This window comes from Dapis purpurea BLCC-M126 (genome assembly GCF_050015975.1).
GTDB lineage: Bacteria > Cyanobacteriota > Cyanobacteriia > Cyanobacteriales > Microcoleaceae > Trichodesmium.
Genome location: NZ_JBNHER010000076.1, coordinates 1 through 5,225, shown reverse-complemented (window position 1 = coordinate 5,225; position 5,225 = coordinate 1). Strand labels below are relative to the sequence as shown.

The window sequence follows — 5,225 nt, the reverse complement described above, 5'->3', positions numbered from 1 at the left end:
TGAGAATTATCAGTAGAACAACATTTTTGACTTTTGACTTTTGACTTTTGAATTCCTCCACGCCAGTCCAATATCCAATCTACAGGGTTCAATGCTATGACTTGAGTATCTTGGAAATTGGATTGTACAGAAATAAGTCGAACTTCATAACGTTTCTCGTAAGTATTGAAGTCTAGTTCTACAACAGCATCACATATTCCTTCAGGAATTTCTTCTTTATAATGACCCCACCAAATACCAGGAAACCCTTTATCTATAGACTCATCGCAAATTTCAAAATTTGTTTTAATATATTTGACCTTATTTCCCCTTAGATCTGTTTGGTTCCTATGCCAAGTATCGGTAAACCAACAATTTTGAATCAAAAGTTTGGGGACCGGGTTTCCCATGCCACAGGGTTCTAAAAGCTTCAGTTCTTGAAATAAATCTCTACCTAACTCAGATACAGTGACAATTATATCTACTTCTATTACTGGGGTTTGGTTAAGAGTTACTCCTAATGTTTGTCCCAAGAGTTGATTAATAGCATCTGTAAATATAGGGATATTTTCTACTGGTAAACTAAGACCAGCAGCAAAAGGATGACCGCCAAATCTATATAATAAATGTGCCTGATTTTTCACCAACTCATAAAGGTCTATTGTACCAACAGAACGGGCAGAACCACGAGCTAATAATTTTTCTCCAGAGGTTCTAGTAGTTTCAGTTTCCTCACTTAATAAAATAGTGGGGCGATCGTATTCTTGAGCTATTTGGCCTGCGACTAATCCTAGGACACCAACAGGCCATTGAGGGTCTGTCAGAACTATGACATGGGTGGTAGAAAGGTCTAGTTTCGTCAATTTTTGAGAAACATCTTCAGCTACTTCTCTTTGTAGAGATTTGCGCCTAGAGTTGGCCAGCTCTGTTTCAATAGCCAGTTGTTGACAATGTTGAGGATCTCGACTTGTCAATAGTTCCACACAAAAGCCACTATCTCCCATAATTCTACTCACAGCATTAATCCTAGGGCCAATACCAAAAGAAATATCTGTGGGGCGATCGCCTGTTTTTTTGCACAGTTCTAAAAGTTTAGCAACTCCTGGCCTGGTAGTTTTGTGTAATTGTGTACTTAATTTTTCAATACCTATTTGTGTTAAATAACGACATTCATCTGTTAGCTGAACTAGATCGGCAATTAAACCAATAGCCACTAAATCTAACAATTCTGTTAGGGGAAGTTTAGGTATTTCTGGATGAGTTAAATAAAGTGCTTCTATAAGTTTATAAGCTACTCCAACTCCTGATAAATTATATAGAGGATGAGTATGGGAAAAATAGCGGGGATTAATAATAGCAAATAATGGCGGACGTTCTAAGGGAAGAGTATGATGATCGGTGACAATTATATCTATTCCTAAATTATTTGCATATTCTATTTCGGCAATATTTGTACTTCCTGTATCACAAGTAATTATCAAACTATAATTTGCTTTTGCTAACCGTTCAATTCCAGCAAAATTCAAACCATGGGATTCTGTAAACCTGTTAGGAATATAGTAAGTTAGTTGATAATTTTTATCGAAAAATTCTCCTAATCCATCCCAGAGTACAGATGTTGAGGTAATTCCATCTGCATCAAAGTCTCCCCAGATGGCAACTTTTTCTTGATTATTTCTAGCAGAGATAATTCTTTTTATGGCTTTGTTAATTTCTACACCAAATTCAAAGGAGCTACTTGGTTGATATTTTTTTGGATCTAAAAAGCCTACTATATCTTCAGTCTCTTTAATTCCTCGTTGCCATAATAATTGTGCTAGATATTTTCCTGATAATTTTGGTGCATAATTTTTGACACACTCAATAAATGAATAAGGCAGATTATCAGACACAGAAATTTGCCAAGATTTTTTTTCTTGAGACATCTTTACTTTAACAATTGCTTGTAGTAACGAATAGAATAAAAAAATTATGGCTAACCATAAAATTTACATTACGCACGACAAAATGTAGTATCAAAAATAGGAGGCAGGAGACAGGAGATAATTATAGTGCTCAAGAGGAGTAAGTAATATCATGTCCGGATGAACAATTATAAATAATTGGGGAGGAGCCAGGAGTCAGGAGTCAGGAGGGAGAAGAAGAAGAGGAAAAATTATCAAGTATAAAATAGTTTTTCTGCTCAGATATTAATGTATGATTAAAGATTAAATTTATAAATACTATTTTTTGAAAAAATTAAGATTTAAAATGGTTTCTTTTCCCTGTTATTTATTTCCTTGTCCATAATAAATTACACTCATCAAAAAACTACCAGATTTTCTTAATCAAACTAAGTTATTAACTGAGAAATTCTATTTGAGGAACAGGAAATTTTACAGTAAATATAGAGCCTTTATTAACTTCACTTACAACAGCAATATCCCCACCCATCATTTTACAAAAGTGACGACTAATAGCTAAACCTAAACCAGTACCTCCATATTTCCTTGTTGTTGAATTATCAGCCTGAGTAAATGGTTGAAATAAACTATCTATTTTCTCTTCTGATATACCTATACCAGTATCAGCAACACTTAAAACTAACATCTTATCTTTGGAATTAAAGTCTAAATTTTCACCGACAAAACCCTCATGATTATTAACCATTTTAACTGTTAAACTAATTTTGCCATTTTCTGTAAACTTAGCTGCATTACTCAAAAGATTTAAAATTACTTGGCGCATTTTATTAGGATCTGCAACGATGGGTTCCTGGTTATCTTCACATATTATTTCTAATGTATTACCATTTTGATCTATCAACGGTTGAATAGTTGCCAAAACATTTTCAATTAATGCCATAATATTGAAGCTTTCCCAATGAACATCCATCTTACCTGCTTCAATTTTTGAAAGATCGAGAATATCATTAATTATTGTTAATAAGTGTTTCCCAGAAGTATGAATATTATCAAGATCGTGAATAAAGTCTTCATCGCCTAAATCCTGAGCATCTTCGAGTAAAATTTCACTGTAGCCAATAATAGCGTTTAATGGTGTTCGTAATTCATGACTCATATTTGCTAGAAATACACTTTTGGCTTTATTTGCTGCTTCTGCCTCATTTTTTTCTTGCTTTAAACGCTTATTTTCTTTGAGTTGTTGAACATTGGCTAATGTTTTTTTAATCGTAATGTCTAAATCTTGAAAATCTATAGGTTTAGTCAAAAAATCAAAAGCACCTCTATTCATCGCAGACCTAATTTTTTCCATATCATCATAAGCGGAAATAATTACTGCCTTGATATCAGGATAGTGAACTTGAAGATTATCTAGTAAAGTTAATCCATCCATTAAGGGCATATTAATGTCAGTTAATACGATGTCTATACTGGGTTCCTCTGACAAGATTTCTAATGCTTCTACACCATCTCTGGCAAAAATAAAATCTAGTTCTTTTGTTTTGATTTTTCTTCTAAAATTACGGATGATAAGTGATTCAAAATCCGGTTCATCATCTACAACAAGTATTTTTGATGACATAATATTCTGATTAATCAGCCAATTGCTTTCAATTTCTAAGTTACTTGTAACCAATAAGAATGAATATATGCTATTTCTAATTTTGGCATAATTCGTCATGGAATTCTTTCATTATTTTATTGACTTTTGTCAAAATAATAAAGTCAAAAGTAATATAATTTCATTAATTTTGAAATGGCAAGTGAGGTATAGAATAACATTGAGGATTTTTTAATTAGAATTGTTAAGAATAAAGTATGGTTTCTATACTATATTAATCCTATTTCAGTTGTAATATTTTGGTAATGCTTAGGATTTAGGAGTCAGGAGTCATAATTTTAAAAATTTTAAGTTAAAATTAAGTGTTATAAAAATTTTAACAACCAATCTAGGATTGCTATATATATATTGGAGGTAGAATTAAGTCACTTATAAGATAAGCTTCAAGAATTGAGAATTGAGAATTGAGAATTAAGAATTTAGAATTACCTCTCCTTGAAAAGAAGAGGATTGACGAACAGGAAAATTTTGATTTATTATCCCTTATCCAAGGGGAGGCTTTAAACCACAATATTTCGGTAAATTTTTTTGGTATTTATATTTTTAATTAAATAATTTTAAGCTAAATCGATATTTCTGGAATACTATCTAGACTGGATATTAAATCGTCAGAAATATTTGTAGATTCAATATATGGTGGTTTATCATAAACTTCTGAAAAACGTTTACAGCGAGTAGCGAATTGACAAGTATTACAACTATCAAGTACCTGCACTTGCGGAAATTCTTCCCCCTCTTCCTGGTAATGTTTTAACCAGTAAGTTAAATTATCTAATATTTGCTGTAGATCCTGCTCAGTTTTTATGTGTGCTTGTTGATTATAATAAAATTTTAGTTTGTAGGGTAAACTTTGACTTTTGGGTTGGATAAACCAATAGGTCATCGAAATTGTTTCTGGCAAATATTTGCTAGTTTCAACTAGGGTATAAAGATATAAACGTGTTTGCCAATTTTGAGCTAATTTTTTTTTATTTTGAGGATGACTATAGGTTTTCCAGTCAAAAATTTGTGCTTGTTGATTTTCAGCAATTAATAAATCATAAATAACTGTTAGAATATAAAGATTAAAATTAAGACTGCGATTATGTTCAGCTTGCCGTAAAATTATATTATTTTGAGTTTCTGGCTCTAATATTTCTGATGCAGCTTGGGAAAAATTATTAAAACAATGCTGCATTTCTTGATTTTCTAACATCAAAGGTTCTATTGGTAATCCTAGTTCTCTTTGTTGCATTAATAAGTGAAACTGACTACCCCAATTTAGTCTTTCTTGTTCTGCTGATGTTGTGGGTATACTGAGATTATCTAAGTAGAGGTGTTGAAATTTGCGCGGACAAGTTGTCAGTAAATTTAGGTGTTGTTGAGAGAGTCTATATTTTGTCATTTTGAAGTAAGAAGTAAGAAGTAAGAAGTAAGAAGTAAGAAGGAAGAAGGAACAAGGAAGAAGGAAGAAGGAAGAAGTAAGAAGTAAGAAGGAAGAAGGAAGAAGGAAAAATTAATACTGTTTTACAGAAGTCAAAAGTTAAGATTTTATCGGTTTAAAACTTTGATACTACAGTTATTTCAGGAAATTATTTCATATATATCGTTTGAAACTATAAGTAAGAAGTAAGAAGGAAGAAGGAACAAGGAAGAAGTAATACTGTTTCACAGAAGTCAAAAGTTAAGATTTTATCAGCTCA

The 5,225-nt window shown here is 31.9% G+C and carries 3 protein-coding genes; all 3 read right to left on the bottom strand.

Annotation, left to right across the window (positions count from 1 at the left end):
• On the bottom strand, positions 1–1,904 hold a 1,904-nt coding region (recJ, locus tag ACP6PL_RS07115), incomplete at its 3' end, for a single-stranded-DNA-specific exonuclease RecJ (RefSeq protein ID WP_426543994.1).
• A 415-nt stretch (positions 1,905–2,319) separates the two neighbouring features.
• Positions 2,320–3,504 carry an ATP-binding response regulator gene (locus tag ACP6PL_RS07110; RefSeq protein WP_426543992.1) on the bottom strand — a complete coding sequence of 395 codons (1,185 nt, stop codon included), beginning with the start codon at positions 3,502–3,504 and terminating at the stop codon, positions 2,320–2,322.
• Positions 3,505–4,105: 601 nt separating this feature from the next.
• The gene (locus ACP6PL_RS07105; protein ID WP_426543990.1) at positions 4,106–4,927 is read right to left on the bottom strand and encodes a PD-(D/E)XK nuclease family protein; all 822 of its coding nucleotides are present in this window, start codon (positions 4,925–4,927) and stop codon (positions 4,106–4,108) included.
• Positions 4,928–5,225 lie beyond the last annotated feature (298 nt).

What these genes read in the sequence shown, in the direction of transcription:
- ACP6PL_RS07105 (WP_426543990.1), bottom strand. Translation starts at nt 4,927, where the DNA reads ATGACAAAATATAGACTCTCTCAACAACACCTAAATTTACTGACAACT.
- ACP6PL_RS07110 (WP_426543992.1), bottom strand. Translation starts at nt 3,504, where the DNA reads ATGTCATCAAAAATACTTGTTGTAGATGATGAACCGGATTTTGAATCA.